Genomic DNA, 24,616 nt, shown 5'->3' on the forward strand with positions numbered 1-24,616 from the left:
GTATTTGTCGTCGGCTTGCTCATTGCATTGTCCCGTGCGTCGAGCTTCTGTCAGGAACCAAAGCTTCTCTGGGTTCGATTTTGTAAGAACCGTAGTCGATTTTGAGTGCAGCACGGCCCCCTAGCCGGACTGACGAAGTTGACTGGTTGGTTTTGGGCAGCCAGAATGCACCAATTTTTTCGTATTGATGTTCTATGTCGACACGCTTGATCCAGAACGAGGGATTCTTTGCTGGTCGAGCACGGATATGGACGACGGCAAAGTCTTCGGCATCGACCCATATCTTTCCGTCATAAAGGAATTTACTTCTGGTCCGAGCCGACACATTGAGGACGTAGCAATCCCGTCCATCCATTTGTTCGCGACCGACCAACGAAAAGGAATAATTTGCCTCGGTCAGAGCCGTTGCAGTGCGATTGCTGCGATCCCCCGCTTCTAATTCACTATCCACCAGCTTCCGCAAAACGCGATTGCGAAGAAGCTCTGAGCCTTCCTCGGAGATAATCTTCAGCTCCTTGTTTTGGGGAGCCTCAAAACGGGCATCGACGATCATCCGGGCATGTTTGTGCGAGGGAAACCCTCTGTAATCGAGTTCGTAAGTTCGCTGACTTGTGAAACTCTGTAGGCTATTGGCCCGTTTTTGGTTCATCGCAACCATCTTGGAAACGACTTCGGAGGTGGAAAGCTCGGCGGCCTTCAGGTCACCTAAAGTCTGGCCATGAAGCGTGGCGGGTGAATAAACCTCGATTGGGACGGTAAAGCATGATGCAGTGATCAAGATTAGGTGGCACACCTTCAGAGTTCGAACCGTCCCAGTAGAGGTCGTTCTGTTACGTCGGTGCAACGCGAGAGTCATCTAAGATGCCTCCCTACTGCGAACTTCTGACGGTCAAAACCGGACAGTCAGCACCACAGACAACCTCGTGTGCGGTTGACCATGGCAAGTGCGAAGCTAGATCAATGTGCTTCTTTCGATGCAGCCCCATGATGATGCAGCTCACATGAAGAGCCCTGGCGGCGAGTAAGATCCCTTCGGCGGCGTCTGCGACCTTAGCGATACAAAGCGGTTTCATTCCTAACCCGGCATTCACAGTCAATTGCTCCAATTGTTGGGCCGCGGCTACTTGCGCCTCCTTTCGCATGCACATAACATCATCTGCTGTGTACCACCGCGTTCCTTCTGTCGGCGGAACGTGGGACAGCAGGTGCACTAAAACCAGCTGTGTTTTAATTTGATTGGCAAACGTTATTGCGTAAGGAAGTGCAGCAAGGGAGGCATCACTGAAATCTGTCGGGAATAAGAGCGGGCGTAGCTCTTTTCGGGGAGGTAATTCCGCTTCCAGGGGTGAATGAGGGCCCACCGTCAATACTGGACAAAATGCGTGACGAAATATCTGCTCAGCAACCGATCCGAGCACCAGTTTCATCACCCCGGTTCGACTGTGAGTACCTATAACTGCCAGATCGATATGTTCGTGTCGGAGAATGTGCTCGAGTTCTTCCCAAATGTCTCCTGCCCTCACAATCACCTGGTGATGCAGTTCCCGAAGGGTTCCGTTGAGAATCAGCTTACGCTCTATTGAGGCCGCATCTCTTTGTGCGAGTGATGTGGAGGTCGATATGGCTTCCGGACCAGCCATGGTTAGTCCTAGCGAAGACACTATGTGGACCAGGTACAGCCTTGCATTAAAATGTCGCGCGATGGCAATCGCGTGGTGAAGAGCTCCCTCTGATGCCGCCGAGAAATCAGTAGCCAGCAAAATCGAGCTCAGCTGGATATCAATAGCCTTTGATATACCTACCTGCGACATGCGCCACCTCCTAACGAAGAGGGCCGATACTTATGCTCCTCCTCCCAATACTTTGTAAAGGTTAACGAGATTGCTCTGCCGAGCCAGTCGGACACTGACCAGAGCCTGTTGCGCTCCGTAAAGCGACCGCTGTGCAACCAAAACGCTCAGGTAGCTATCAATTCCTGCCTTGTAGCGGGCCTGAGAGAGTTGGTAAGTTTCATCCAGAGCTGTCACGAGCGCCTGCTGAGCTTGTTGCTGTTCTACAAGTCGGCTCCGCAAAGTGAGCGAATCGCTTACCTCTCGGAAGCCTGATTGAATTGACTTCTCGTACTCGGCGACCGCGAGATCACGATCGACTTTGGCTGCCTTGAGGTTGGCGCGGCGAGACCCAGCATCAAATATCGGCGCAGTGATCTGCGGATAGAAGTTCCAAGTGTCGGATTCGGCCTTGAACAGATTTGAAAGCTCGCCACTCATTACACCGCCCCCGCCGGTCAGTGCGATTCGCGGGAAGAAGGCTGCACGCGCCGCCCCGATGTTTGCGTATGAGGCCTTCAGTTGATGCTCTGCCGCCAGAATATCCGGCCGACGGAGCAGTAGGTCGGAGGGCAGTCCTGCGCTCACATCCTTGAGCGACTGATCGGAACTCAATTCGCTAGGCAACAATTCGGCGGGAACTTGGGTGCCTACGAGTAGGTTCAGAGCGTTTCCGTCTAGTGCAACTTGTCCCGTGTACCGGGCGATGTCTACCCGCGCAGCTTCTACTTGGCTCTGTGCCTGCCTGAGGTCTAGATCGGACGCTATGCCGGCCTCGCGCGTCTGGCGAACCAGGTCGTAGGAGGCCTGCTGCGCTTCTAGCGTCGCCTGCGCCAATCGAAGGTTGTCGCGATCCGCGGCCATCGTGAGATATGTGTTGGCGACAGCCGCTATCAATGAGATTTGAGTAGCAGAGTGGGCTTGCTCCGTTGCGAGATACTGTTCGAGTGCTGCTTTCTTCAAGCTGCGAACTCGCCCGAACAGGTCGAGTTCCCACACGGTCGAACTCAAGCCAACGTTGTACTGTTCGTAGGTGTAAGCCTTGCCGGTTTGCGACATCTTCCCGGGGACTCGATAGAGCTGTCCAGCAGCTGAAGCATCAATTTCGGGATACTGCTGCGCACGCTGAATGCGATACAGCGCCTGCGCCTTCTCAACATTGAGAGCAGCTACGCGCAGGTCGCGATTGTTGGACAAAGCCAGCTCGATAACAGATTGAAGATGTTTGTCCGCGAAAAAATCCCGCCACTTCACTCTGTCGGCTTCTGGCTCGGCTTCTGGCGTAGCAGGTGTGGCTGTGGCACTCTCCGGCCAGGAGGGCGGAGCCGGGGACGCGGGCCGCTGGTACTTAGGCGTAAGGCATCCGCACAGGCATGTTAGATATGCGATTACTGTGAGCAACACAAGTTTCTGCCGCATATTAGTTGTCCTCCGCAGGATGCGACATGTCAGCCACGTTCCCCTGAGTTCGAGAGGCTCTTCGTTCGAAGATTTGGACGACCACAACGAAAAACAGAGGAATGAAGAAGATTGCAAGAAAAGTGGCGGTGATCATACCGCCGAGAACGCTGGTGCCGATGGCCTTTTCCGCTCCCGCTCCAGCACCAGTTGCGATCGCCAGAGGTAGAACACCAAAACCAAATGCCAGTGAGGTCATCACTATCGGGCGCAGCCGGAGTTTTGCGGCCTGGAGGGTTGCTTCGATCAAGCCTGCACCCTGCTCGCGCCGAATCTTCGCGAACTGGACAATAAGGATGGCGTTCTTAGTGGTTAGTCCTAAGACAGTAAGAAGCCCAATTTGGAAATAGACGTCGTTTGGCAGGCCTCTTAAGGAAGACGCCAGCACGCCACCAATCACTCCCAGCGGCAGAGCGAGCATGATGGAGATTGGAACTGTCCAACTTTCGTACAGCGCCGCAAGTACGAGAAAGATTACTAGTACGGAAAAGGAATACAGGAGAGCGGTTTGAGCACTAGCCATTCGCTCCTGATAAGAGAGCGCTGTCCACTCATACCCGATGCCTTTCGGCAGTTTGGAGACGATATCCTCCATCGCCTGCATGGCCTCGCCTGAACTCTTCCCTGAGGCTGGCTCGCCCATAAACTCGAGCGAAGGGAAGCTGTTGTATCTCTCCAGGCGAGGGGAGGCGTAGATCCACCTCTCCGAGGTAAGGGCCGAAACGGGCAGAACACCGCCTTTCGTGTTGCGCACGTACAAGCGATCCAGATCGGTTGGAAGCATCCGATAAGGAGCGTCTGCTTGAACGTATACCCTCTTCACACGGCCACCTTGGATGAAATCGTTCACGTAGGCGCTGCCGAATGCGGCGGAGATTGTGTTGTGAATATTGCTAATCGGAATCCCCAACGCCCCCGCCTTTTCCCAATCCACGTCGGTTCGGTATTCGGGTACGTCGTCCAAACCATTGGGGCGCACGCGAGTCAGCCTCGGATCCTTCATCGCCATGCCCATGAGTTGCGCACGGGCCTCCATCAATTTCTCGTGACCGAGTCCACCACGATCCTGGAGCATGAAGTCGAATCCCGTCGACATCCCGAGCTCAACGACAGCGGGGGGCGGAAAGGCAAACACCGTGGCATTTCGAATACCCGAGAAAGATCTCATCGCCTTTTCGGCAACCGCCTTTACTCGAAGCTCGGGACGGTTTCGCAAGTCCCAATCCTTCAACATTACGAACGCCAATCCTTGGTTCTGCCCTCGTCCCGCCAGGCTCATGCCGACAACGGTCATGCAGGACTTCACAGCATCCTTTTGGTCCTCCAGGAAGTGTCGACGTACTTCGTTCATGACAGCTTCGGTCTGCTCCCGAGTCGAGCCAGGTGGCAACTGCACCTGAGTGATCAGAGTTCCTTGGTCTTCATCCGGCAAATATGCCGACGGCATCCGACGAAAGAGAAATCCCATGGCTGCGACAATCAGCACGAACACGACAAGATACGGAGCTTTGGATCCGAGAATGTGATCCACCACGGACGTGTACTTGTCTCGCAAAGAAAAGAACAGCCTGTCGAATCCCATGAATAGCGGCCGGAGCAGGCGGAATCCGCTCTCTGCTGCCTCATGACCTTTTTCAACTGGCTTAAGGAGTGAGGCGCACAGTACCGGCGTGAGGATCAAGGCAACCAATACCGAAAGAAGCATTGACGCAATTACTGTTACCGAGAACTGACGATAGATGATCCCCGTCGACCCCGGGAAGAAGATCATTGGGGCGAAGACCGCCGACAGCACGAATCCAATACCTACGAGCGCACTGGTAATCTCGCCCATGGACTTCCTAGTTGCCTCCCACGGCGGAAGTCCCTCCTCACTCATAACGCGTTCAACGTTCTCCACGACGACGATTGCATCGTCGACCAAGAGACCGATGGCTAGCACCATGGCGAACATGGTCAGCATGTTGATTGAAAATCCGAGAATTCCCAGTACCCCAAACGTTCCCAAGATCACAACTGGAACCGCGATTGTCGGGACCAACGTCGCCCGCATGTTTCCCAGGAAGAGGTACATGATGAGGAAAACGAGGATGATGGCCTCAAATAGAGTCTTGACGACCTCGCCAATCGCAACTTTCACGAATGGTGTCGTGTCGTAGGGATAAACGACTCTCAACCCACCAGGAAAGTACTTCGACAACTCCTGCATCTTTGCTTTGACCGCTGCGGCAGTATCCAACGCATTGGCGCCGGCTTCCTGACGAATCGCCAGAGCAGACGCGGGCTTTCCGTTGTACGAAGCCTTCGCATCATAGAACTCGGTCCCGAGTTCCGTTCGGGCCACATCTCGAACCCGCACGATCGATCCGTCCGGGCTGTTTCGCAGGGGAATCGCCCCGAATTCTTCAGGGGTCTTCAGGAGTGATTGGACTACGATGGACGCATTCAGTCGCTGTCCGGGAACTGCTGGCAATCCGCCTAGCTGACCTGCTGACACCTCCACGTTGTAAGAACGGATTGCGGCCACCACGTCGTCGATGGTCATGTTGTACTCGGTGAGCTTGTCCGGTTTTAGCCAGACCCTCATCGAGTATTGGGAACCGAAGGCTTCGACTTCGCCGACTCCGGGCACACGCGCCAACGATGGCTGAATCTGCGAAATCGCATAGTCGGACAAATCGTTCTCATCGACATCAGGGTTATCCGAAACGAGACCGACCAACATTAGGTAATTACGGGTTGACTTGCTGACGGTGACTCCCTGCCGTTGCACGACCTCGGGCAACATTGGCATCGCAAGCTGCAGCTTATTTTGGACCTTGGACCAAGCCACATCTGGATCGGTGCCGGGAGCGAATGTCAGAGTGAGTACGCCTTGGCCGGAGGAGTCGCTCGTCGCGGACATGTACAACATCCGGTCGAGCCCTGTCATCTTCTGCTCAATGATCTGGACGACGCTGTCCTCTACGGTTTTCGCCGATGCGCCAGGATACGCGGCAGTAACAGAAATCGAGGGCGGTGCAATCGGAGGGTACTGGGATATCGGCAGGTTGTAGATTGCCAAACCGCCGCCCAGCATCATGGCAATCGCGATGACCCATGCGAAAACCGGACGATCCAGGAAGAACTTAGACATGACCCCTCCCTGTCGCGCCGGCCGGTTTGTCTGGCCTTGGGGTTGCATTTGCTGGGGCGGTCCTCTCAAAAGGGACAGCGCGGACCAGATCACCTGGGCGTACCTTCTGTAGGCCCTCGACAATCACTCGGTCGCCAGGTGCAATCCCGCTGGTTACGAGCCACTTATCGCCGATGGCCCGATCCAGTTCCAGAGTTCGCTGTTCGACTTTGCTGTCTTTGTTTATAACCAATGCAACAGGACTACCCTTGGTGTTGCGCGTAACGCCCTGCTGAGGAATGAGTAGCGCTTGTTCGGCAACGCCCTCTTCCACATAAGCTCGCACAAACATACCCGGGAGAAGTACATGATCAGGGTTGGGAAACACTATGCGAAGCGTCATCGAGCCCGTCGTGGGATCGACCGTCACATCGCGAAACTGGAGGCTACCGTAGAGTGCGTATGGTGTGCCTTCCTCGAGCACTAGCTTGACCCTACTCTGAAGTGCGCCATCTTTCTTCAGGCGTCCGCTCTCCAAATGCTGCCGCAATCGCAGAACCGACGAACTGGTCTGAACAACATCTACATAAATGGGATCCAGACGCTGTACAACCGCAAGAGGCGTTGGCTGATAGGCAGCCGCGAGGGCTCCGACCGTGACGTTCGATATGCCAATGCGACCGGAAATAGGTGATCGAATCGGCGTATAGGAAAGATTGATGCGGGCACTCTCTTGGGCCGCGCGGGCAACTTCGACGGCAGTCTTGCGGGACTCAATTGTAGCTTGAGCTTGCTGTAGCGCTGCATTCGCGTCATCGTAGTCTTGCTGTCCAACAGCGTGAACGGCAACAAGGCCTTTAAAGCGTTCTTCGCGCGATTGAATGGCTGGTAAGTTTGCCCTCGCCATCATCAACTCCGCTTCTGCGGTTGCGAGAGCAGCCTTGGCTTGCGAGTACGCTGATTGATAAGGTGCCGGATCAATCTGGTAAAGCAGTTCTCCAGCTTTTACGTTTGCGCCTTCACGGAAGAAGCGGTTCTGGATAATCCCGTTCACCTGGGGTCGAATCTCAGCTACCAAATAGGCTGACGTTCTTCCGGGGAGTTCCGTTGTCAGCACGACGCGCTCAGGGTGGATCGTGACAAACGCGACCTCGGCGGGTTCTGCAGGCCGAGCTTTAATCTTTGACTTACAGGCGGAGACGAGCAGGCTCGATAGAACTAAACCAAGTATCAGTAGATTGTTATGGTTCTTGCCAAACGTCATGATGAAAGACGTCTCCTTGCTTATGAAATGTTCATTCCTCGCCATCGAGAATCTCCAACAGCGGATTGCCCGAACTTGCTGAGGGAGTGAACCTATGCGCTTCTTCCGCAACCCAGCGCAGCGCGCGACAGTAGGCTCCTATCACGGACCGGCGCGGCACTTCGATGGAGAGCGCGCAGTCAGAAATAGAAAATCCTTGAACACCCCTCATGATGAGGATTGCGCGGGAAAAAGGATCGAGATCAGTGATAACTCGCTGCGGGTTAAGCAGCCGAAGGAACTCCACCTCATTCTCAGATAGCATCGCGTGATTCGCGTGCTCACAGGCATGGGCCACGTATTGCTGCGATGAAGCGACAAGCAGACCATGCACGGTCTTCGCAGCGACGCGAGCGGTTTCCGAATGTGCCCATCGACGCACCCAATCGTGAAATACTCCGCCGGACATCGTGGACAACCCATTCGCGTCAAGCAGACACTTGTTTGCTAGAACCGGATCGCCAGTAATCAGCAGCGCGATCCAGTATAGGTAATAGTGCTCCGCATCGAGAACCATTCGAATCTCATCTGCGGTGGCAAGACGCTCCTTATGGGAGTTCTCGCGTTGTCTTGGGAAACGTAGCCAGTTCATGCGTCTCTTTTTCTTGCACAGGAACGCCCGGCCCTGCTAGACCGGACATTCCTGGCCCGGGGGAGTGTCTGCGACCCCCTAAAACATCTCTGGAAGGGAACGGCTGCGTTTTCGCAGCAGAGGGAGTTTCAAGCGGTCGCAAACGTCTAGGGCATAGGCGCTCTCAGCAACGAACTTCACTCCAATTCGGCCCAACCACGACAACACCTCTTCGCCGACGGAATCGACGAAGCTCACCTCCGACAGATTCACCACGACTCTTGAGGGAATCTTGCAGCGGGCAACTAAGTCCCGTGCATCCTCTGCGAACCTTCCGACGAACCGGCCTTCCATCCGCATCGTCATCGCGTTCGCTACATCCTGGAATTCAACTCGAAGCATGTAGTACCCGCCCTCGGCAGAACCTTGCGCTATCCTGCCGGCACTCTTAAGTGCAGGTAGCCTGCCAAGTCGAAAGGAGAGTTAAGTTATTGAAAGAAAGAGGTTGGCAGGGTTTCTGTGTAGCGCTTGCCGTGCCCGGATTAGGGCACTGCCCGAATATGGGCAAAGTCTATAACTCGTGAATGCTGAGCTCGGCCAATCGCTTCTTGAGAGTATTCAGAACATCGAGCTCATGTTCATTCGCATGCTCAATATGCTCTGAACGACGAAAGATATTGATCGTGACAATGACCAACGGACGGTTTTCCAACCGTGGGGAGCAGACGAGTGACATTTCATGAGGGCAGATTTCGACTCGAACCCCAGACTGAGTCGGATGATCCTGATCGCACGTCACTTGTTGTGCAATTCTGAGCAAGGCAACTGCGGCGCGCTGACAGAGCGTGCACGAGGGATCTAGGTGAGTGGGATCGATGGTGTGCGAACCCAATAGCTCGAGGTCGAATCCATCCTGCCGACGTTCGCCATTGACTGAGACATAACGAGGCCACACCTGAATGCGAACGCCGTACTCCTCCGCTAATTCCTTCAGGTTCAGCATTCGTAATCCTTATAACGTCTCACCTCGCTTCAACCTGAAAGGCGGCTTACCAGGTTTCATCCTCCAGATCTGCGACGGTGTGCTTCGGATGTGGCGAATCACGATGCGACAGGAGGTGCGATGCAACGGCTCGAATACCCTCATTAGGGTCGTCCAGGGCGGCCAGGAGTTCCTCGTACGCCTTCAAGTTGCGTCGGTGATGCCATTCCAGATGACAGGCGAAAAGATACAAAGGATCTCGATTCGCGGCATCGACTGACATATATCTAAGGCCGATCTCTGCTGGAGATCGCATCCTGCCCTCCCAAATTCTGTATGCCTGCTCTGTATTTCGTTTTGCCAACCCTTAACTAGGAAGACGGCCCATCGAGTGGGCCGCCCATCCCAACATCCTTCAACTAGAACGTAAACACCAACCCTGCCGACGGTACTGCCGTGTGGGTGAACTTGTCCGTGCGGAAATCACTAACTTCAAAGTCCGGGGTTTTGTAAAGGAAGCCCCGGTACTGACCACGAACTGTGAAACGCTTTGTGAGGGCCAGATCGACGCCACCGCCATAGACGAAGGTTCCTCGGCTCTGCGTCTCAACTAAATTTGTGTCACGAGGGTCAAATATGATTGCACCGCCCCCTGCCAGGAAGTACGGCGTGAGGGAGGAGGAGGTCGGTATCTTAACGACGGCCGCACCCGTAGCTGCATGCACATTCGTCCTGACCAGTGCTGTGCCCGTCGAGTTGATGTATTTCTGGGAATTGCTAAAGTAGTCGTAGTCTCCTTCGACTCCCAACCACTGGTTGATGTTGAATCGATAACCGGCAAGAAAACCACCTGAGTATGTCGGCTTGTTGGTTATCCCAAGGTCGCTTGTTTCTTTAGTAAAGAAGCCACTTCCCTGAACCGTGACCTCGTGTCTCGTCTCTTGGGCCCAACTCGCCATGCACACCAGAAAGACAACGGTTACAGCCAAAACTGTTCGTCTCATTCAAGTCACTCCTTGCAATCCGTATTTGTCGGCTCGCAAGGTGTGAAGAGCACGTGCTGTTCCCAACCAGAATGGCGGGCTAATGCGTTAGATAAGCACAACTTAGTCAGACGCTTCTGCTGATGAGGAGCTGGAATCGCCCGCCAGACGGCAGACCTGACCAAATAAGGGCAATGATTAGGGCAGCGGTGGGAACGTCAACTAGTCCGATCGGCTGATCCCGAGTCGGCGCATCTTGTTCTGCAGCGTCGTACGCCTGAGGCCGAGGCGCTCGGCCGCCCCACCCTTTCCAGAGATTTTCCCCGACGTTGCTTTCAGCGCCTCAAGTATGGTTTGGCGCTCGGTGTCATGGAATGACGATCCCGCGTTATGGGATTGGGGTGTCGATCTCTTCAGGTCTTCGATGGGTACCTTAAGTTCATCGCTCTGCGTAAGGATGACCGCACGCTCAATGAAGTTTTCAAGTTCGCGGACATTCCCCGGCCACGGTGCATTCGCGAGCGCTTCCATCGCATGCTTTGGAATTGTTTTGATGCGCTTCTGCATTCGCCGTGACAAGCGCGAAACGAAGTAGTGCACGAGCAGTGGAATGTCTTCCCGTCTCTCGCGCAGCGGCGGTATTTCTATCGGGAAGACGTTCAGGCGGTAAAACAGATCTTCTCGGAACTGATTGTTTCTGATCATGGTCGGCAGATCGCGGTGCGTCGCGGCGATAAGGCGAACGTCAACGTGAATTGTCTTCGTACTGCCGAGGCGCTCAAACTCCTGCTCCTGCAGGGCGCGCAGCAGTTTTGGTTGGAGGTCCAGCGTGATGTCCCCGATCTCATCGAGAAAAAAGGTACCTTTGTCCGCAAGTTCAAATCGTCCGCGCTTCTGCATTAGGGCGCCTGTAAACGCGCCTCTTTCGTGCCCGAACAGCTCGCTCTCTATCAGACCCGACGGAATGGCAGCACAATTCAGGCGAACAAAAGTTCGGTCTTTTCTCGGGCTCAGGCTGTGCACGGCACGCGCGATCAGCTCCTTGCCCGTACCGGTTTCGCCGTGCAGGAGTACCGTCGAATCCGTGGGAGCCACAATCGCAATTTGATCGAGCACCTTCCGAAGAGCGGGACTCTTGCCGACGATGTCTTCGAAGTTGTATTCGGACCGAATTTCCGATTCGAGGTAGAGCCGCTCCTCCTCTAGGCGATTCTTAGAAGCAGTCAGTTGGCCGTATGCAAGCGCATTATCCAGGGCAAGTGAGATTTGCGTGCTGATCTGAGAAAGCAGATCAAGATCCGCTACCCCGAAACTATTCGGCCGTCTGCTCCCCATCGTGATGACTCCGAGTGGACCGTTGGCTGTGGCTAAAGGAGCGATGGCGAGCGACTCTATTGACTCGGCCCGCAGAGGCTCGCTAAACATCGATGGGAGCTTTCCAATCTCATCGAGCGACCACAACTCAGGTTTCCGCGCACGTAACTTCTCAAAATCAGCGTCGCTAACTTCCGAAACGGGAAGATCAGTCAGGAAGCCTTTACCTCCCGGAAAGTCGAGGACAGCGCATTCCAGGTATCGTGATTGTCTGTCGACCAGCCAGAATCCAGTGAAGTCGTTCCCAAAGTACTTCCGTATCGAAGCCGAAGCGGAGCGGAACAGTTCATTGATCTCCAACTTTGAGATCACATAGTTGTTGATGTCGAGCAAGAGCTTGAGGCGATCCCGTTCCTCCGCCAACTCGCGTTGGTATGACTCTGCCGCGTCCGTTGCTAGAGCGCTCTCAAGTGCCACCGCTACGTGCGATGCAACGGAGGTCATCAGCTCGAAACTGTCTGCCGTAAATTCCTCTCGCTTGCGACTCGCAAATACGAGTGCCCCGAGTTTCTTTCTGGAAGTTGAAATCGGAAAGATATAGGCGCTGTGCTCTGGACTCAAAGATACTCGCGACGCCAACTCCGGGACCTTTCGCAACTCACTCTGCGCATCAGGAATATTAACCGGAGATTGTGTCGCGATGGCCCTCTCCAAAGCAGTCCCTGCGATTGTCACTTCCATCCCGATTTCAAAGCTGGGAAATTCAGGTCCCTGATCAAAAGCGTAAAGTCGCACTGCCTTCTCCGCCGCATCGAGCAAGAGCAAACTGGCTGACTCAAATACAGCCACCGTACATAACAATTGGCGCAGGCTGCGTAGGATCGCTTCGAGATTGGGCTGCTTCGCGATCGCGGCAGAAACATCGAGCAGGGTCCTATACCTGCTTTCTGCCTTCTCCTTTGCTTCGCGCGCGTTGGCTGACATGTGCTTACGTTAACATTCTCGCTCGGGGCCTGTCAGCGTCGGACGTGTGCAGGCTGGGTTCCTATTCGGTGACAGCGACGGACACTGGCGAGGAAGATCAACCTTCCGCAGCACCAAGGACAGATCTAACGGTGCGACTCGCATATCTTTCCCCATTTAGAATTGAATCTACGGCTCTCAGTAATTCGCCACCTGCATTCATCTTCACAACGTATCCTGAAGCACCAAGGCGGCATGCCTCCCGAACAACATCAGGCTCGAATTCCTGCGTTAAGAAGAGTATGCGTGAAAATGGGGTGATCTGGCGTATTTGACGAGCCGCATCAATTCCACTGAGTGTAGGAAGTCCGATGTCGAGGAAGACCAAGTCCGGTCGCAGCTCCGTACATTTCCGAACTGCATCCAGACCGTCCCCCGTCTCTGCAACAATGCGCAGGTGAGCCATTGGTTGCAGGATGTCAACAATAAACCGCCGGAAGGGCTCGAAATCTTCCGCTATTACCGCTCGAACTGTTACGTTCTTTTCCGGCATCAATTTTCCACGCTGTGCCATGCATGGCCCACTCTCCCGATTTGAACTAACGAAGGCGGGAGAGTGGGCTTGAGCTTTGTAAAACTATGCAGCTTGCTTTTCCCTGCGGGCCACCTCCGATTCAGCTGTGAGCCAATCTTCCCAATCGTGGCCGTCCTCCCTTCCACGTTGTTCGTACAACTCATACGCTCTTTGACGAATCCGCGCCTCAACCTGCTCTTCGAGTTCAGCGCTCTCTGCGTTGCGAGAGTTACGTTTCGCGTTCGACATCTGAATTACCTCCTTTAGAAGTGAAACTGTTATCTCGATCATGCAACTGTCACTGTCATTTGAACCTTGCCAGGGTATTCCGTTCACTTTCTCGGTCAGCGGGCAGGCGACGGAGTGCGGTTGCGATCATAAAAGCAGCCGCACCCCGCCGGGGGAGTGTCACCTGCCAAGTGCTCTGGTCGTCGCCTCTATCGAGGGACTTCATTCCGCGACCGTGCACTGTCATCTCAAACAGATTCATCGCGCGATTTGTGACTGGCGCGTAAAGGGATGAATCCGCAATGCCTGCAATGCGGCGCAATAAGCTGCTTCAACCTGAACCGCCGGGATTCCCAATAACAATGCCGATTCAGAAACCGATTGCCGTTCCACGCCTCGCAAAACCAGAGCGAAGCGAGCCAGTGTGTCGAGAGGGGGCGGGTCAGGATCTGCCTCGAACGCCTCTATAACTTCCGACGCTTCCAAAGTGTGAGATGTGCAAGAACACCTGCGGCTGTCATACGCCCAGGCTGCTTCAACAATCTGCGGGCGCATCATCCGAATTGCGGCTGCGATCGTGGCATGTCGCGCCCAATTCTCTAACCAATCCACGAATACTTGATTGCATTGTGTGTTCGCCAGAGTGGCGCTGACTATGCAGCTTTCGGCCAAGTCGGAGCGTCCGGTGAGGAACAGGCCCAATTGTGTGAGCGTATCTCGATAGAGATCGAACGCACCCGCCAATTCTTCACAGGAGGCTCGCGGCCTCTTTGGAGAGGTCTCAGTATCCCTACGCAACTTACTTCGAAGCATCATCCACCCGTCAATAAGAGAGCATCGCATGGGTGCTTGAAAAGCCTGCTTCTTACCTGAAGACAGCCCTGGAGATGAAATCAATAACGGCTTTACGACGTAGTTCGATACGCCGCGGGCGTACTTGGGCTCCTTCCAGGGACTCGACCGCGAGGTTGCCGGTGAAATAGAAGATGATCAGTGCTGAAATCGAATGGGTGCAGTGCTCAATGTCAACATCGTGAAAGTCCCCGTTGGACACGCCCTCCTTGAGCAGTGCCACGAGTTTGCGGTGAACCGGACGGACGTACCGCTCCACCATCCTGTGCAGTTGCTCCGAGCCCGTGCTGCTCTGTCGCATGTGTTCTTGCTGCACTAGCTTAGGAGACAATGGGAACTCCGCGATGAAGTCAAAATAGGAATCGACATACGCGAGCAAGCGTTCTTTCGCCGATGCTTCCAGATCCAGCGCCAGACTGACCCGATCATTCCATTCCGAGAACACCGTATCGAGCACCGCACTGTAGAGTTGCTCCTTGCTCTTAAAGTGATAGAACAGCAGCGTGTGATTCACGCCGGCGGCATTGGCGATCCCCTCGGTTCGAGCGCCGGCGTAGCCCTTGAGCGCGAACTCCTCAGTGGCTGCCTTTAGGATTGCCATGCGACTGGTTGGTTCGGCACTCTTCGTTGTCGTTCTTTCGACGACGGCTGGCATCACTCCTCCTCAAAGCAGATCAGGTAACCCCGAACATCGAGGCTTGCCACAAACTTTGCTGTTGGCTCCCTGACTGACTACTCAGTATAATACTCCCGCACGTTGGGCCGCCTGTCAAGCGTGCATATCCCGATTCGGAACCAAGGGGGCGGCGCGTCTCGACGACAACTCGATTCGAGGCGTCGACCCTACAAGGGGCAGGACTGTCATCATGCGTGGCTGGCGGTATTCACTGATTTTCGTGTTGATCGCGTTAATCCCGCTGTGCGGGTGCATGTTCCGGTCGCGTCCGGTTCCTGTGTGGATGAGCACCGCGCCGCTGTTGACCGCGACCCGCAGCGATCTGATTGAGCGGGTCAACGCCGACTCGGCGAAAATCCAGACGTTGAAGGCCACCGTCGGGATTACCGCTTCGGTCGGCGGCAACAGGCGAGGGAAAATCACGGAGTACCAGGAGATCCGTGGCTACATCCTCATCCGCAAGCCATCGCTTCTCAGGATGATGGGCTTCTTCCCCATCGTGCAAAGCCGGGCGTTCGACATGGTCAGCAACGGTGACCTGTTTAAGCTGTGGGTGCCGCTGAAGAACCAGTTCATCGTCGGCAACAACCATGAAATCAAGCCATCAAGTTCACCCCTGACGAAGATGCGACCACAGGTCGTTTTCGACGCGCTGTTGCTACCGGTGTTGGATGAGCAAGACGGGATTGCGGTACTAGAACTGGGCAACCAGACCGTCCTTGATCCCGTCACTCAAAAACCGGCGCTGCAGGCAGATTACACGCTCGACTTCCTCAAGCAGAACAGCCACGGCTGGTATCTCGCACGCAAAATCTCGTTCGATCGACAGAACTTGCAACCGTACCGCCAGATCATTTATGACGAATTGGGATCGGTCACAACCGATGTGCTCTACGACGAATACGCTGATTTCAACGGATGCGCATTCCCAAAAACAATCCAGATTTGGCGCCCACAGGAGGAATATTCCATCAAGCTCAGCGTCGTGAAGTTATCTATTAACGGACCAGTTTCGGAAGACCAATTTGTTCTGGAACCGCCTCCGGGCGCACGTCTCGCTTTGAGGTGATGGCTGCGCTCTATTTTGGCAAGCCAGCATGACTAATTCGGAGCCGTCGGGTCATGCGATTCCACGGCTCCGTACACTGGCCAGTTGCTCGTGGATCGCGGGCCGAAACTACTACAAAGCCATCCGCCATCTACGTTGATGTTCAGGTGTAATCAGTGCACGTCCACCGATGCACCCCGTCCATATTTAGGCTTCCGCATAAGGAATACGAGCGGGATCAGGATTAGAAACAAGAACGCCATTAGGTAAAAAACGTCTACAAAGCTGAGCAAGGCAGCTTGCTGTTGCACCGCACCATAAATCGACGCCAGGGCGCGTTGGGTTGCAGTTGTCCAGTCGGAACCTCCGCGCATGAACATCCCTCTGGCCTGATCAATTGCCTGCTGGGTCTGCGGATTGAACCTCGAGATGTCGGCAGACAAGCGGTCCTGATGGAATTGAGAACGCCTTGCTACCCACGTTGTCACAAAAGAGATGCCCATACTAGATCCAATGTTCCGCATGACGCTGTAAAGGCTAGTGGCGTAACCCGTATCTTCCTTGGGAATCGGGTCCATTGTTATGATCGTCAATGGAAGAAAAAGAAAGGTCTGCCCGACACCTTGGTTAATCTGGTGCAGGAGAATGTCCCAAGTTCCGGAAGAAAGATTCATCGTCGAATAGCCAAAGAACGCCATGCTCATCACAATGAACCCGAAAACTAGCATCCAGCGAGCATCCCACTTCTTCCCCAGCAGATAGCCCACCAGAGGCATGCACGCTGCGGTGGCGATGCCTCGCGGACTCGTCCAAATACCCGCCGTAGCCGCAGTCCAGCCTAGAAGTTCCTGCATGAACAGAGGCAGGAGAACGAGGCTGCCGTACATGACAAATCCGAGTGCGGTAATAAATCCGATTCCGATGGCAAAGCTGCGGTACCTGAAAAGTTCAAACTTAACGAGTGGCTGTGGTCTGCGCACTTGACGGATGACGAACGCGGTCAGCATCACCGCTGCCGTGATCGCAAGCGCGATAATGAAATGCGAACTGAACCAGTCCTCCTCCTGTCCTTTGTCGAACATCACCTGCAGCGAACCCATACCTAGGGCGAGCATGCCGAAACCCCAGAGATCGGCTCGCATGGTGCCGCGGCGGATATAAGGTGGGTCGAAGATGAACAATTTGATAAGCACTAGGCTGAGAATGCCGATCGGGAGATTGATATAAAACACCCATCTCCAACTGAAGTTGTCGGTGATCCAGCCGCCAAGAGTGGGTCCCAGCACGGGGGCGGCAACAATGCCTAATCCCCACAGTCCCATGGCTTGGCCGCGCTCTTCGGGCGGAAACTCCTCCAGCAGTACCGCCTGAGATAGGGGTTGGAGGCCACCGCCGGTGATGCCCTGCATCACCCGAAAGAAGATCAACGCAGGAAGATTGGGCGCCAGGCCGCACAGCACGCTGGAAACCGTGAACCCCGTTACTACGGTCATCAACAGTCGTTTGCGACCAAAGTAGTTTGACAACCAGCCGGTGATGGGAAGAATGATGGCGTTCGCCACGATGTAGGAGGTCAGCACCCAGGTCGCTTCATCCACGCTGGCGGAAAGGCTTCCGCCAATGTGTGGCAGGCTGACGTTGACCACCGAAGTGTCCAGAACCTCCATCACGGCGCTGGACATGACAGCAATCGCTACCACCCATTTGTTGATCGCCGGTCGGGCGCCAGATTCAACGCTCACGAACATTCACCTTCAGTGCACAGCAATATCGCCGCCCTGGTGCTTGGGCTTGCGCATGAGCAGGATGAGTGGCAACATCACCGCAAACAAGACCGCTAGCAGGAAAAAGACGTCGTTGTACGACATCATGGCGGCCTGTTGTTGCACCATACCCCAGACCGCCGCCTGCGCCTGGCGGGCGGCCGTTACTGCATCCGAACCCCGCGACATCAAGCCCTGCTGGATGCCTAGCACCATCTGACGGGCGGTCGCATCGAAGTTCGTCACATGTTCGCCGAGCTGGTTCACGTGCACCTGTTGTTTGCGCGCCAGCATCGTGGTGACCATGGCAATGCCAATGCTGGCCCCGATGTTGCGCATCAGGTTAAACAGGCTCGTCGCGTTCCCCATCTCTTCTTTGGGAATGGAGTCGTTGGTGATGGTCGTCAGTGGGATAAACAACAGGCCAAGAGCGGCTCCCTGCAAGAGTAGAGGCCCGACGAAATCGATGGTCCCGATGCTGAGGTTGAGTCGGGAGAGCAGGTAGAGCGAAAAACTGGATGCGATCAGTCCCGCAGCGAGCAGCTTGCGAGCCTCTACTTTCCCCATCAATATCCCGACGATCGGCATGGCAATGAAGGACGCAAAGCCGCGAGGCAGAGTGGCGAGACCAGCCTCCAGAGCCGGATACCCCAAGAGCGTTTGCATCAGCAGAGGCAACAGAACCGTGCTGCCATACAGTACGAATCCAAGCACGGTCATAAGGAAGACGCCGGTTGCATACGTGCGGTTCTTGAAGACACGCAGGTTGACAATAGGGTGCGCGGTGCGAAGTTCTCGAATCACCAGTCCGACCAGGCCGATCACTGCGGCGACAGTCAGCACTTGAATAAACCGTGAGGCGAACCAATCTTCCTGCTGGCCTTTGTCCAACATGACCTGCAGTGCGCCGATACCGATCACCAGCAGGCCCATACCCATGTAATCGACGCGCCCCGATTTCCTGCCGATGTAAGGCGGGTCGAAAACAAACATCTGCGTCAGGACGATCGCCAGCAGTCCAATGGGAATATTGATGTAGAAGACCCAGCGCCAACTGTAATTATCAGTGAGCCAGCCCCCGAGCACGGGGCCAAGCATCGGCGCCACCACAATCCCCAACGCCCAAAACGCCATCGCTTTGCCACGTTCTGCAGGCGGGAAGACCTCCAGCAGGATGGCCTGCGAAAGCGGCTGCAAGCCTCCTCCGGCTGCGCCTTGAATAATTCGAAAGACAATAAGGAGAGGCAGATTCGGAGCGAATCCGCAAAAGAATGACGAAACGGTGAAGCCGATAACAGAAGCCATCAACAGGCGCTTACGGCCAAAGTAGTTGGCCAGCCACCCTGTCATCGGCAAAATGACAGCATTGGCAACAAGGTACGACGTCAAAGTCCAAGTCGCCTCATCGGTAGTAGCAGAGAGATTTCCGGCGATGTGTGGAAGAGAAACATTGACGACCGTGGTATCGAGCACCTCCATGAAAGTGCTGCTCATCACGGCAATCGCCACCAGCCAGGGGTTGATGGCCATAGCAGCTGGTCGAGTGATCGCTAGGTCCTGCGATGCCATCCTCTGGAATTCCTTTCAGACGTGCCCGGGAATAAGCTTGGCTGCGGTTACGATCGTTTCAGCCACGCGAGAGTCTCCGACTTCGGAGTTCATCATGAGGTTGTACAAGTGGCGGTCGGTCCAATCATGTCCGTGATACCTGCGGACGTATGAGGCCCTGATTCGGTCGACCTCCAACATCGCCATCTCGGCCTCGTCTTCCTTCTTGTGCCGGTGGAGAAGAAGACGCCGCAATCGTTCCTCTCGGGGCGCGTAAACAAACACATGGAACACGTCCGGGCGATCCTGCAGGACGCACTGAGAACCACGACCAACAATGACGCAATTCCCCAACCGAGCTGCCTCCAGGATGACGTCCCGTGTAATTGCCGCTAACCTGTCCTCGTCCAGAACGTCAGGCGCTGGCGGCGCCGCCCAGGTATCGGCGCTGCCCATCCAGTAGGCGCGCATCATCCGGGAGAGGAAGGATGGTGGATGTTCGTCCAAGCGTGCCACGGCCTCCGGGGCGCAATGCACCCGTCTGGCCAAATCGGATATCAGTTCACGGTCCAAAAGCTTCCAGCCGAGTTTCTCGGCCAGTATTCGCGCGATTGAGCCGCCTCCGCTTCCGTACTCGCGTGCAATGGTAACAACTCGTATCATGAGTGCCTCACTTGATGTAAACAGTCGGCACAACCGACATACCGGGCCTTAACAGGTGCTCTGTGTCCTGTCCTTTTTCGAAAACCAGTTTCACTGGCACGCGCTGCACTACTTTCACGTAGTTGCCGGTCGCGTTCTCTGGAGGGAGCAGGCTGAACTTGGCTCCGCTCGCGGCACCGATGCTATCCACATGGCCGTTGTAATCTCTTCCATATGCATCGACATGAATGTTCACGTGCTGTCCGGGACGCATGTTCTTGAGCTGGGTCTCTTTGAAATTGGCTGTAACCCAAATGTCCTCTAAAGGAACAATGGCCATTAACGGTTGTCCCGGTTGCACAATTTGGCCCAATTGAACATTCTGTTTCTTACTGATGATGCCGTCGACAGGGGCAACGATCGTGGTGTATTGAAGATTCAGCTTCGCCTGTTCAACTGCAGTGCGAGATTTCTTTGCTGTAGCCTCGGCCGCTCCTGCCCGGGCGCGTGTGATGGCGACCTGCTGAGGCGCAGTTTCGGCCGCCCGCACCTGTGCCTCAGCTTGGCGGACGTGGCTTTCCGCCGTAGCTACGGCTGCCTGGGCGGCATTAACGACAGCACGAGCCGCCTTTTCGTTGCTAAGTGCGGTGTCGTACTGCTGGCGTGGGATTTCGTTTTTTTCCACCAGCTGCGAATAGCGTGCCAAGTCCGCCGCCGTAGTTGAATGGTTGGCCTGCGCTTCAATCAGCCGCGCATTGGCCATCTCGACTTCTTGCCGCGCGGCTGCCAATGCCGCTTCTGCATTTCGTAACTGGCTCGTCGTGGTCGTGGAAGCTACGGGAACTCCGACGTCCGCTGCCCGGAAATTCGCTTCGGCGTCCTCCAGTTCTGCTTGCGCACGATCGAGCGCCACTTGGTAATCCTTCGGATCAAGTCGAACCAGAACTGTCCCAGCCTTTACGAACTGGTTATCCTTAACATTGATTTCCGTTACCCATCCTGAAACCCGTGCCGCTACTGGCACGATGTTGCCATCAATCTGTGCGTCATCGGTGCTTTCGCGTGCGGCATAATGTCGCCACAAAAAGTAGCCAGCCACCGCAGCCAAGATAAGAATGAACAGTAGAACCCACTTCGCACGCGGATGCTCCTTGAAATACGAGCGCTTCTCCCGCCTTGGTTGGTTCTCTGCCTCTTGCGGCCGTTCGTCAGTCACAACCTCACGCTCTGCCATTTGCCTCAGTGTCCTCCGAGATATTGCTTGATTGCCTGCTCGGCCATTCCGACTGCCCGCGCCAGAGAAGCTTTGGCGACGTTGTGAGCATAGAGAGCCGATATATAAGTGTTGTTGGCGGTAGCCAGCGCTTCCTGGGCTTGCACGACTTCCAATGTGTTGGCCACTCCGGCGGTCAAGCGGTCGCGCGACTGCTGCAATTGTTCCGTGGCCAGCCCAACCGACGATTGCGCAACATCCACCTGTTTGGCGGCAGTGTTTACGTCCATGAATGCGGTCCGCACTTCGCTTTCGATTCTGTTTTTCAAGTCTCCCAGTTGCGCTTGTCTTTCTTGCAGCAACGCTTCGTTTTCCTGTATGTCGGCACGAATGCGTCCGCCCTGAAAGATCGGCACCTCTAATGAAGCCGCAGCGGTGAAGGTCCCGTGGGAGTTGCCCGGTGTAGGGCCAATCGTGCCATAGTCGCCGTCGAATCGAGCAGTGGGATAGCGGCCCGCGGCGGCTGCCTTGCGCGCCAACTCGGCGGCCCTTACCAACGCTTGCGCTTGCAGGTAATCCGACCGGTTTTTGTAGGCATCCGCTAAGGCTTGCTCGAATGTCACTGGCGGTAGTGGGGCGTAAGGAATCGTATCGGTGGTTTCAAACTGTTGCCCGACCGCCAGACCAATGGCACGCGCAAGGGCAAGTTTCTGCTTGTCCCAGTCATTCTCCGCGCTGAAGAGTCTCTCTTGTTGGGCCTGCATCTCGACTTGAGCGCGCAGCACGTCTATGTGAGCAGCAACTCCTGCCCGTTCAAGATCGACTGCTTGCTGATACACGGCTTTGGCTGTTTCCACCTGTGCCCGAGCTACATCCACCCGCGACTTGCCTTGCACTTCCTGCAAGTACAAGTTTGTAATTACCAGAACGACAAGTTCGCGCGTGTCCTGATATGAAAGCTGGGCAGCCTTTACGTTCTCGCTCGCGGAGCGCGTGTTCTGGATGGCTTTCCAGTCGAAAAGCCGCTGCGATAAAGTTGCACGTGCGTCAAAGATCCCAAATGGGCCGACCACGGATTTCAGCCCGGGAAACGCACTCGCGTTAAATCCCAGGGCAGCCAAGTTGATTTGCTCCGCGGTTTCCGAAGTTCGCGCGGAGACATTAGGAAGCAGATCGCTGAGTGCGCGGAGACGTTGTGCGCGAGAGGCGCGCGTGCCTTGCTCTCCCAGCAGCAGTGCCAGATTTTGACGCAACCCACGATCGATCGCATCGGATAGCGATAACCGCAACACTTGAGGGGTTGGTGGCGACGTGGGCACACCACCAAAGAGCGGACTCTGCCCCTCGGACAGCGCAGGAGTCGCAGATGGTGACGTCATTTGTCCCTGACTCGCAGAATATGAAGAACCACTCATGGCGGATGGCGCCTGTCCCCAAGCCAAGACATTGGCACTCAGCGTCACGAGCATCGCAACCATGGCAATCGATCGAGATGGATTCAAATCTTTTGTCCTTCCTTGTGATTGATCTTTTTGCCTTCGGACCCTGCGAAAAGAGCTGACGAAATCGTGTCGATTACGGAACTGCGGCGCTCCGCAACCTTCGCGGGTGTCAGTGGATCGTGCCCAGTCACAGCTTGGATAAAAGCACTGCTTGTGAAGTAACTAACGACGGTCGCCGAGATTGTGTAGACGAAATCGCGGGAAACCCGACGAAACTCCCCTTGATGGGCACCTTTCTCCAAAAGCCCCAGAACAATCCGGTGCACCGGCCGCACATAGCGCGTCGCAAGCTCTGTAACGCATAGTGTTGCCGCAGTACCTGATTGGCTCATCTCCTGCTGCACCAAACGCGGACGATGGGGAGCTTCAGCGACGAAATCGAAATAGGCTTCGAGATATGCAATCAATTTTTGCGTGGACGTTCCTTCATGCTGCAACGCATTCGTAACCCTCTGCGCCCAATCTGCAAACACCTGTTCCAATACCGCCACATATAGTTCTTCTTTGCTGTCGAAGTAGTAGTAAAGAAGCGCGATGTTGACTCCGGCCTCGGCAGCGATGGCGTGCACGCGGGCGCCCGAAAATCCTTTGCGAGCGAACTCAGACGCGGCTGCGCTGAGAATTCCATCGCGATTGCTTGTCTCGGACACTGCCTTTGCTTCCAGGCGCAACATGTACCCCGAATAGACTGACTACTCAGTATAACTAACTGCTTAGTCTAAGTCAAAGCTCCCGCAATGGCAATCACGATGCTTTTGGTCCAGTTGCCGATATCGCTGGACTGGAGGCACAGCAGTGTTTTCAGCGTAAAATGCAGGGCTTCGTTGGAGGAATTGCATGAAGTCAGTATTGGTTCTCCTGCTGTTCTTGCCGCTCGCAATAGATCCGCAATCACCCGATTGGAAGAATTTTCTCGCGCTGGAATCCGCCTGGAATGAAGCGCATGTCAGTGGCGATGCGATTGTTCTCGACCAACTCTGGTCTGAAGATCTTGAAGTCACTGTGCCGAGAATGCCCGTGATGTCGAAGACCGAAGCTCTAGGGTTTGCTCGTTCAGGGAAAATGAAGTTCCAGAAGTACCAGACCTCTGACCTGAATGTGCGCGTTTATGGCGACGCAGCAGTGGTTTCTGGCCGCCTCCAACGGGAGCGTAGCCTGAATGGAAAAACATTCGAAGACGATTGGCGCTTCACAAAGGTATATATTCGACGCAATGAACGCTGGCAGGTAGTGGCCTTTCACTGCTCCGATGCTGGGCAACCATAAATGAAGAAGCCGAGAAATTGATGTCTGCATGCCTAATGAAGCGATCGGGCAACGACGCCCTGCCCATCATGAATGCACAGTTAATGAACTACGCTTAGAAGGAGCGTGTTTCTCCCAGCACCTGCTTGACGGTGTTAATGAAACGCTGCGGTTGAAATGCATCGACCTGGGCAACGGCACATTGCAAGCCAGGTTCTCCGGAAACCGTTAATGAGATCACGGGCAGGGGATGCTCTCGGTTCAGGGCCTCAAAGAACGTTTTCTGATCCGCAATCGGATCGAGTGCCCCAGCACGGCAACGTCATAATGTCCTTCCTGGCAACACTTGAGCGCATTAACAAAACCTTCCGCCGATACGACTTCATAGCCTTCACGTTCGAGAAGGCGCTCGCGAATACGCAACAGGGTGGAGTCGTAAGAAATAGAGAGAATACGGAATGGCATGCATGTACTCCGGCTTTATATCGTCTTAACATGGAAGACTAATTACCGACAATTTTCTGCAGTAGTGCTCCTGCCGAAGGGGACCTTCCCGAAAAGGTGGCACTGCGAGTTCGGTACAACTCGGTACAAATGAGGCGTGAGAAAGAGTGACTTTCCGGCTCCTAAGCGACGCCGAATGAAGCACTTGGAATTTGACCAGTTCTTTGTTCGGGACCAGGGGGTCGGAGGTTCAAATCCTCTCTCCCCGACCATTCTTCATTTTTCACCCTCTGAAAGATCAGATCGAAGGGCTTTCTGTAAGTAGGGTAAAGACTTGCACCGTCGATCTCGCAGTTCAAAAGC

General features: G+C 54.9%; 23 protein-coding genes. 2 read left to right on the plus strand and 21 right to left on the minus strand.

The window, feature by feature from the left end:
- Positions 1-19: 19 nt before the first annotated feature.
- The 14 genes from VN577_14650 to VN577_14715 all read right to left on the minus strand — a co-directional run bounded on the left by VN577_14650 (position 20) and on the right by VN577_14715 (position 14,827).
- Positions 20-778 carry an outer membrane lipoprotein-sorting protein gene (locus VN577_14650; GenBank protein ID HWR16064.1) on the minus strand — a complete coding sequence of 253 codons (759 nt, stop codon included), beginning with the start codon at positions 776-778 and terminating at the stop codon, positions 20-22.
- A 91-nt stretch (positions 779-869) separates the two neighbouring features.
- A complete protein-coding gene (locus VN577_14655) occupies positions 870-1,811 on the minus strand; it encodes a universal stress protein (protein HWR16065.1) in 942 nt (313 codons plus the stop codon).
- 30 nt (positions 1,812-1,841) lie between these two features.
- Entirely contained in the window at positions 1,842-3,248 is a 1,407-nt protein-coding gene (locus VN577_14660) for an efflux transporter outer membrane subunit (GenBank protein HWR16066.1), read from the minus strand.
- A 1-nt stretch (position 3,249) separates the two neighbouring features.
- Positions 3,250-6,423: an efflux RND transporter permease subunit gene (locus VN577_14665; protein HWR16067.1), complete on the minus strand. Its 3,174-nt coding sequence runs from the start codon at positions 6,421-6,423 to the stop codon at positions 3,250-3,252.
- Complete coding sequence (locus tag VN577_14670) at positions 6,416-7,711, minus strand: efflux RND transporter periplasmic adaptor subunit (protein ID HWR16068.1); 1,296 nt, start codon at positions 7,709-7,711, stop codon at positions 6,416-6,418. Before VN577_14670 ends, VN577_14665 begins: the two co-directional genes overlap by 8 nt.
- Positions 7,698-8,297, minus strand: coding sequence for a hypothetical protein (locus VN577_14675; GenBank protein HWR16069.1), 600 nt, complete (start codon positions 8,295-8,297; stop codon positions 7,698-7,700). The genes VN577_14670 and VN577_14675 overlap by 14 nt, the downstream gene beginning before the upstream one ends.
- Positions 8,298-8,375: 78 nt before the next feature.
- Positions 8,376-8,678 carry a hypothetical protein gene (locus tag VN577_14680; protein ID HWR16070.1) on the minus strand — a complete coding sequence of 101 codons (303 nt, stop codon included), beginning with the start codon at positions 8,676-8,678 and terminating at the stop codon, positions 8,376-8,378.
- A gap of 169 nt (positions 8,679-8,847) precedes the next feature.
- Positions 8,848-9,279, minus strand: coding sequence for a hypothetical protein (locus VN577_14685; protein HWR16071.1), 432 nt, complete (start codon positions 9,277-9,279; stop codon positions 8,848-8,850).
- Between the two features lie 46 nt (positions 9,280-9,325).
- Positions 9,326-9,574 carry a hypothetical protein gene (locus tag VN577_14690; protein ID HWR16072.1) on the minus strand — a complete coding sequence of 83 codons (249 nt, stop codon included), beginning with the start codon at positions 9,572-9,574 and terminating at the stop codon, positions 9,326-9,328.
- A gap of 103 nt (positions 9,575-9,677) precedes the next feature.
- Positions 9,678-10,262: a porin family protein gene (locus tag VN577_14695; protein HWR16073.1), complete on the minus strand. Its 585-nt coding sequence runs from the start codon at positions 10,260-10,262 to the stop codon at positions 9,678-9,680.
- A 201-nt stretch (positions 10,263-10,463) separates the two neighbouring features.
- A complete protein-coding gene (locus tag VN577_14700; GenBank protein ID HWR16074.1) occupies positions 10,464-12,539 on the minus strand; it encodes a sigma 54-interacting transcriptional regulator in 2,076 nt (691 codons plus the stop codon).
- Between the two features lie 97 nt (positions 12,540-12,636).
- Positions 12,637-13,092 (minus strand): response regulator transcription factor, encoded by a 456-nt coding sequence (locus tag VN577_14705; GenBank protein HWR16075.1) that lies wholly within the window; start codon positions 13,090-13,092, stop codon positions 12,637-12,639.
- A 63-nt stretch (positions 13,093-13,155) separates the two neighbouring features.
- Positions 13,156-13,341 (minus strand): DUF2934 domain-containing protein, encoded by a 186-nt coding sequence (locus VN577_14710; GenBank protein HWR16076.1) that lies wholly within the window; start codon positions 13,339-13,341, stop codon positions 13,156-13,158.
- Between the two features lie 844 nt (positions 13,342-14,185).
- Positions 14,186-14,827 (minus strand): TetR/AcrR family transcriptional regulator, encoded by a 642-nt coding sequence (locus VN577_14715; GenBank protein HWR16077.1) that lies wholly within the window; start codon positions 14,825-14,827, stop codon positions 14,186-14,188.
- A 211-nt stretch (positions 14,828-15,038) separates the two neighbouring features.
- On the opposite strand from VN577_14715, the gene VN577_14720 reads away from it, so the two are divergent.
- Entirely contained in the window at positions 15,039-15,917 is an 879-nt protein-coding gene (locus VN577_14720) for a DUF4292 domain-containing protein (protein HWR16078.1), read from the plus strand.
- 152 nt (positions 15,918-16,069) lie between these two features.
- Here the strand turns inward: VN577_14720 and VN577_14725 are convergent, their stop codons facing one another.
- From VN577_14725 to VN577_14750, 6 genes are all read right to left on the minus strand, one after another.
- Positions 16,070-17,638: a DHA2 family efflux MFS transporter permease subunit gene (locus VN577_14725; GenBank protein HWR16079.1), complete on the minus strand. Its 1,569-nt coding sequence runs from the start codon at positions 17,636-17,638 to the stop codon at positions 16,070-16,072.
- A gap of 12 nt (positions 17,639-17,650) precedes the next feature.
- The gene (locus tag VN577_14730; protein HWR16080.1) at positions 17,651-19,228 is read right to left on the minus strand and encodes a DHA2 family efflux MFS transporter permease subunit; all 1,578 of its coding nucleotides are present in this window, start codon (positions 19,226-19,228) and stop codon (positions 17,651-17,653) included.
- Between the two features lie 15 nt (positions 19,229-19,243).
- Positions 19,244-19,870 carry a cytidylate kinase-like family protein gene (locus VN577_14735; GenBank protein HWR16081.1) on the minus strand — a complete coding sequence of 209 codons (627 nt, stop codon included), beginning with the start codon at positions 19,868-19,870 and terminating at the stop codon, positions 19,244-19,246.
- A gap of 7 nt (positions 19,871-19,877) precedes the next feature.
- On the minus strand, positions 19,878-21,083 hold the full coding sequence (locus tag VN577_14740) for an HlyD family secretion protein (GenBank protein HWR16082.1): 1,206 nt from the start codon (positions 21,081-21,083) through the stop codon (positions 19,878-19,880).
- 5 nt (positions 21,084-21,088) lie between these two features.
- Positions 21,089-22,441 (minus strand): TolC family protein, encoded by a 1,353-nt coding sequence (locus VN577_14745; GenBank protein ID HWR16083.1) that lies wholly within the window; start codon positions 22,439-22,441, stop codon positions 21,089-21,091.
- 119 nt (positions 22,442-22,560) lie between these two features.
- On the minus strand, positions 22,561-23,214 hold the full coding sequence (locus tag VN577_14750) for a TetR family transcriptional regulator (protein HWR16084.1): 654 nt from the start codon (positions 23,212-23,214) through the stop codon (positions 22,561-22,563).
- Positions 23,215-23,401: 187 nt separating this feature from the next.
- Between VN577_14750 and VN577_14755 the strand changes: the two genes are divergently transcribed.
- Complete coding sequence (locus VN577_14755; protein HWR16085.1) at positions 23,402-23,830, plus strand: nuclear transport factor 2 family protein; 429 nt, start codon at positions 23,402-23,404, stop codon at positions 23,828-23,830.
- Between the two features lie 240 nt (positions 23,831-24,070).
- Here VN577_14755 and VN577_14760 read toward each other — a convergent pair whose 3' ends face one another.
- Positions 24,071-24,274, minus strand: coding sequence for a hypothetical protein (locus VN577_14760; protein HWR16086.1), 204 nt, complete (start codon positions 24,272-24,274; stop codon positions 24,071-24,073).
- Positions 24,275-24,616 lie beyond the last annotated feature (342 nt).

Source organism: Terriglobales bacterium (genome assembly GCA_035561515.1).
In the GTDB taxonomy this organism is placed as follows: Bacteria; Acidobacteriota; Terriglobia; order Terriglobales; family Acidobacteriaceae; genus DATMXP01.

Coding starts and splice junctions, on each gene's coding strand:
- VN577_14715 (HWR16077.1), bottom strand. CDS start 14,827: ATGCCAGCCGTCGTCGAAAGAACGACAACGAAGAGTGCCGAACCAACC.
- VN577_14760 (HWR16086.1), bottom strand. CDS start 24,274: ATGCCATTCCGTATTCTCTCTATTTCTTACGACTCCACCCTGTTGCGT.
- VN577_14690 (HWR16072.1), bottom strand. CDS start 9,574: ATGCGATCTCCAGCAGAGATCGGCCTTAGATATATGTCAGTCGATGCC.
- VN577_14745 (HWR16083.1), bottom strand. CDS start 22,441: ATGACGTCACCATCTGCGACTCCTGCGCTGTCCGAGGGGCAGAGTCCG.
- VN577_14685 (HWR16071.1), bottom strand. CDS start 9,279: ATGCTGAACCTGAAGGAATTAGCGGAGGAGTACGGCGTTCGCATTCAG.
- VN577_14665 (HWR16067.1), bottom strand. CDS start 6,423: ATGTCTAAGTTCTTCCTGGATCGTCCGGTTTTCGCATGGGTCATCGCG.
- VN577_14670 (HWR16068.1), bottom strand. CDS start 7,711: ATGGCGAGGAATGAACATTTCATAAGCAAGGAGACGTCTTTCATCATG.
- VN577_14660 (HWR16066.1), bottom strand. CDS start 3,248: ATGCGGCAGAAACTTGTGTTGCTCACAGTAATCGCATATCTAACATGC.
- VN577_14740 (HWR16082.1), bottom strand. CDS start 21,083: ATGGCAGAGCGTGAGGTTGTGACTGACGAACGGCCGCAAGAGGCAGAG.
- VN577_14735 (HWR16081.1), bottom strand. CDS start 19,870: ATGATACGAGTTGTTACCATTGCACGCGAGTACGGAAGCGGAGGCGGC.
- VN577_14710 (HWR16076.1), bottom strand. CDS start 13,341: ATGTCGAACGCGAAACGTAACTCTCGCAACGCAGAGAGCGCTGAACTC.
- VN577_14700 (HWR16074.1), bottom strand. CDS start 12,539: ATGTCAGCCAACGCGCGCGAAGCAAAGGAGAAGGCAGAAAGCAGGTAT.
- VN577_14755 (HWR16085.1), top strand. CDS start 23,402: ATGAAGTCAGTATTGGTTCTCCTGCTGTTCTTGCCGCTCGCAATAGAT.
- VN577_14680 (HWR16070.1), bottom strand. CDS start 8,678: ATGCTTCGAGTTGAATTCCAGGATGTAGCGAACGCGATGACGATGCGG.
- VN577_14675 (HWR16069.1), bottom strand. CDS start 8,297: ATGAACTGGCTACGTTTCCCAAGACAACGCGAGAACTCCCATAAGGAG.
- VN577_14655 (HWR16065.1), bottom strand. CDS start 1,811: ATGTCGCAGGTAGGTATATCAAAGGCTATTGATATCCAGCTGAGCTCG.
- VN577_14720 (HWR16078.1), top strand. CDS start 15,039: ATGCGTGGCTGGCGGTATTCACTGATTTTCGTGTTGATCGCGTTAATC.
- VN577_14705 (HWR16075.1), bottom strand. CDS start 13,092: ATGGCACAGCGTGGAAAATTGATGCCGGAAAAGAACGTAACAGTTCGA.
- VN577_14730 (HWR16080.1), bottom strand. CDS start 19,228: ATGGCATCGCAGGACCTAGCGATCACTCGACCAGCTGCTATGGCCATC.
- VN577_14695 (HWR16073.1), bottom strand. CDS start 10,262: ATGAGACGAACAGTTTTGGCTGTAACCGTTGTCTTTCTGGTGTGCATG.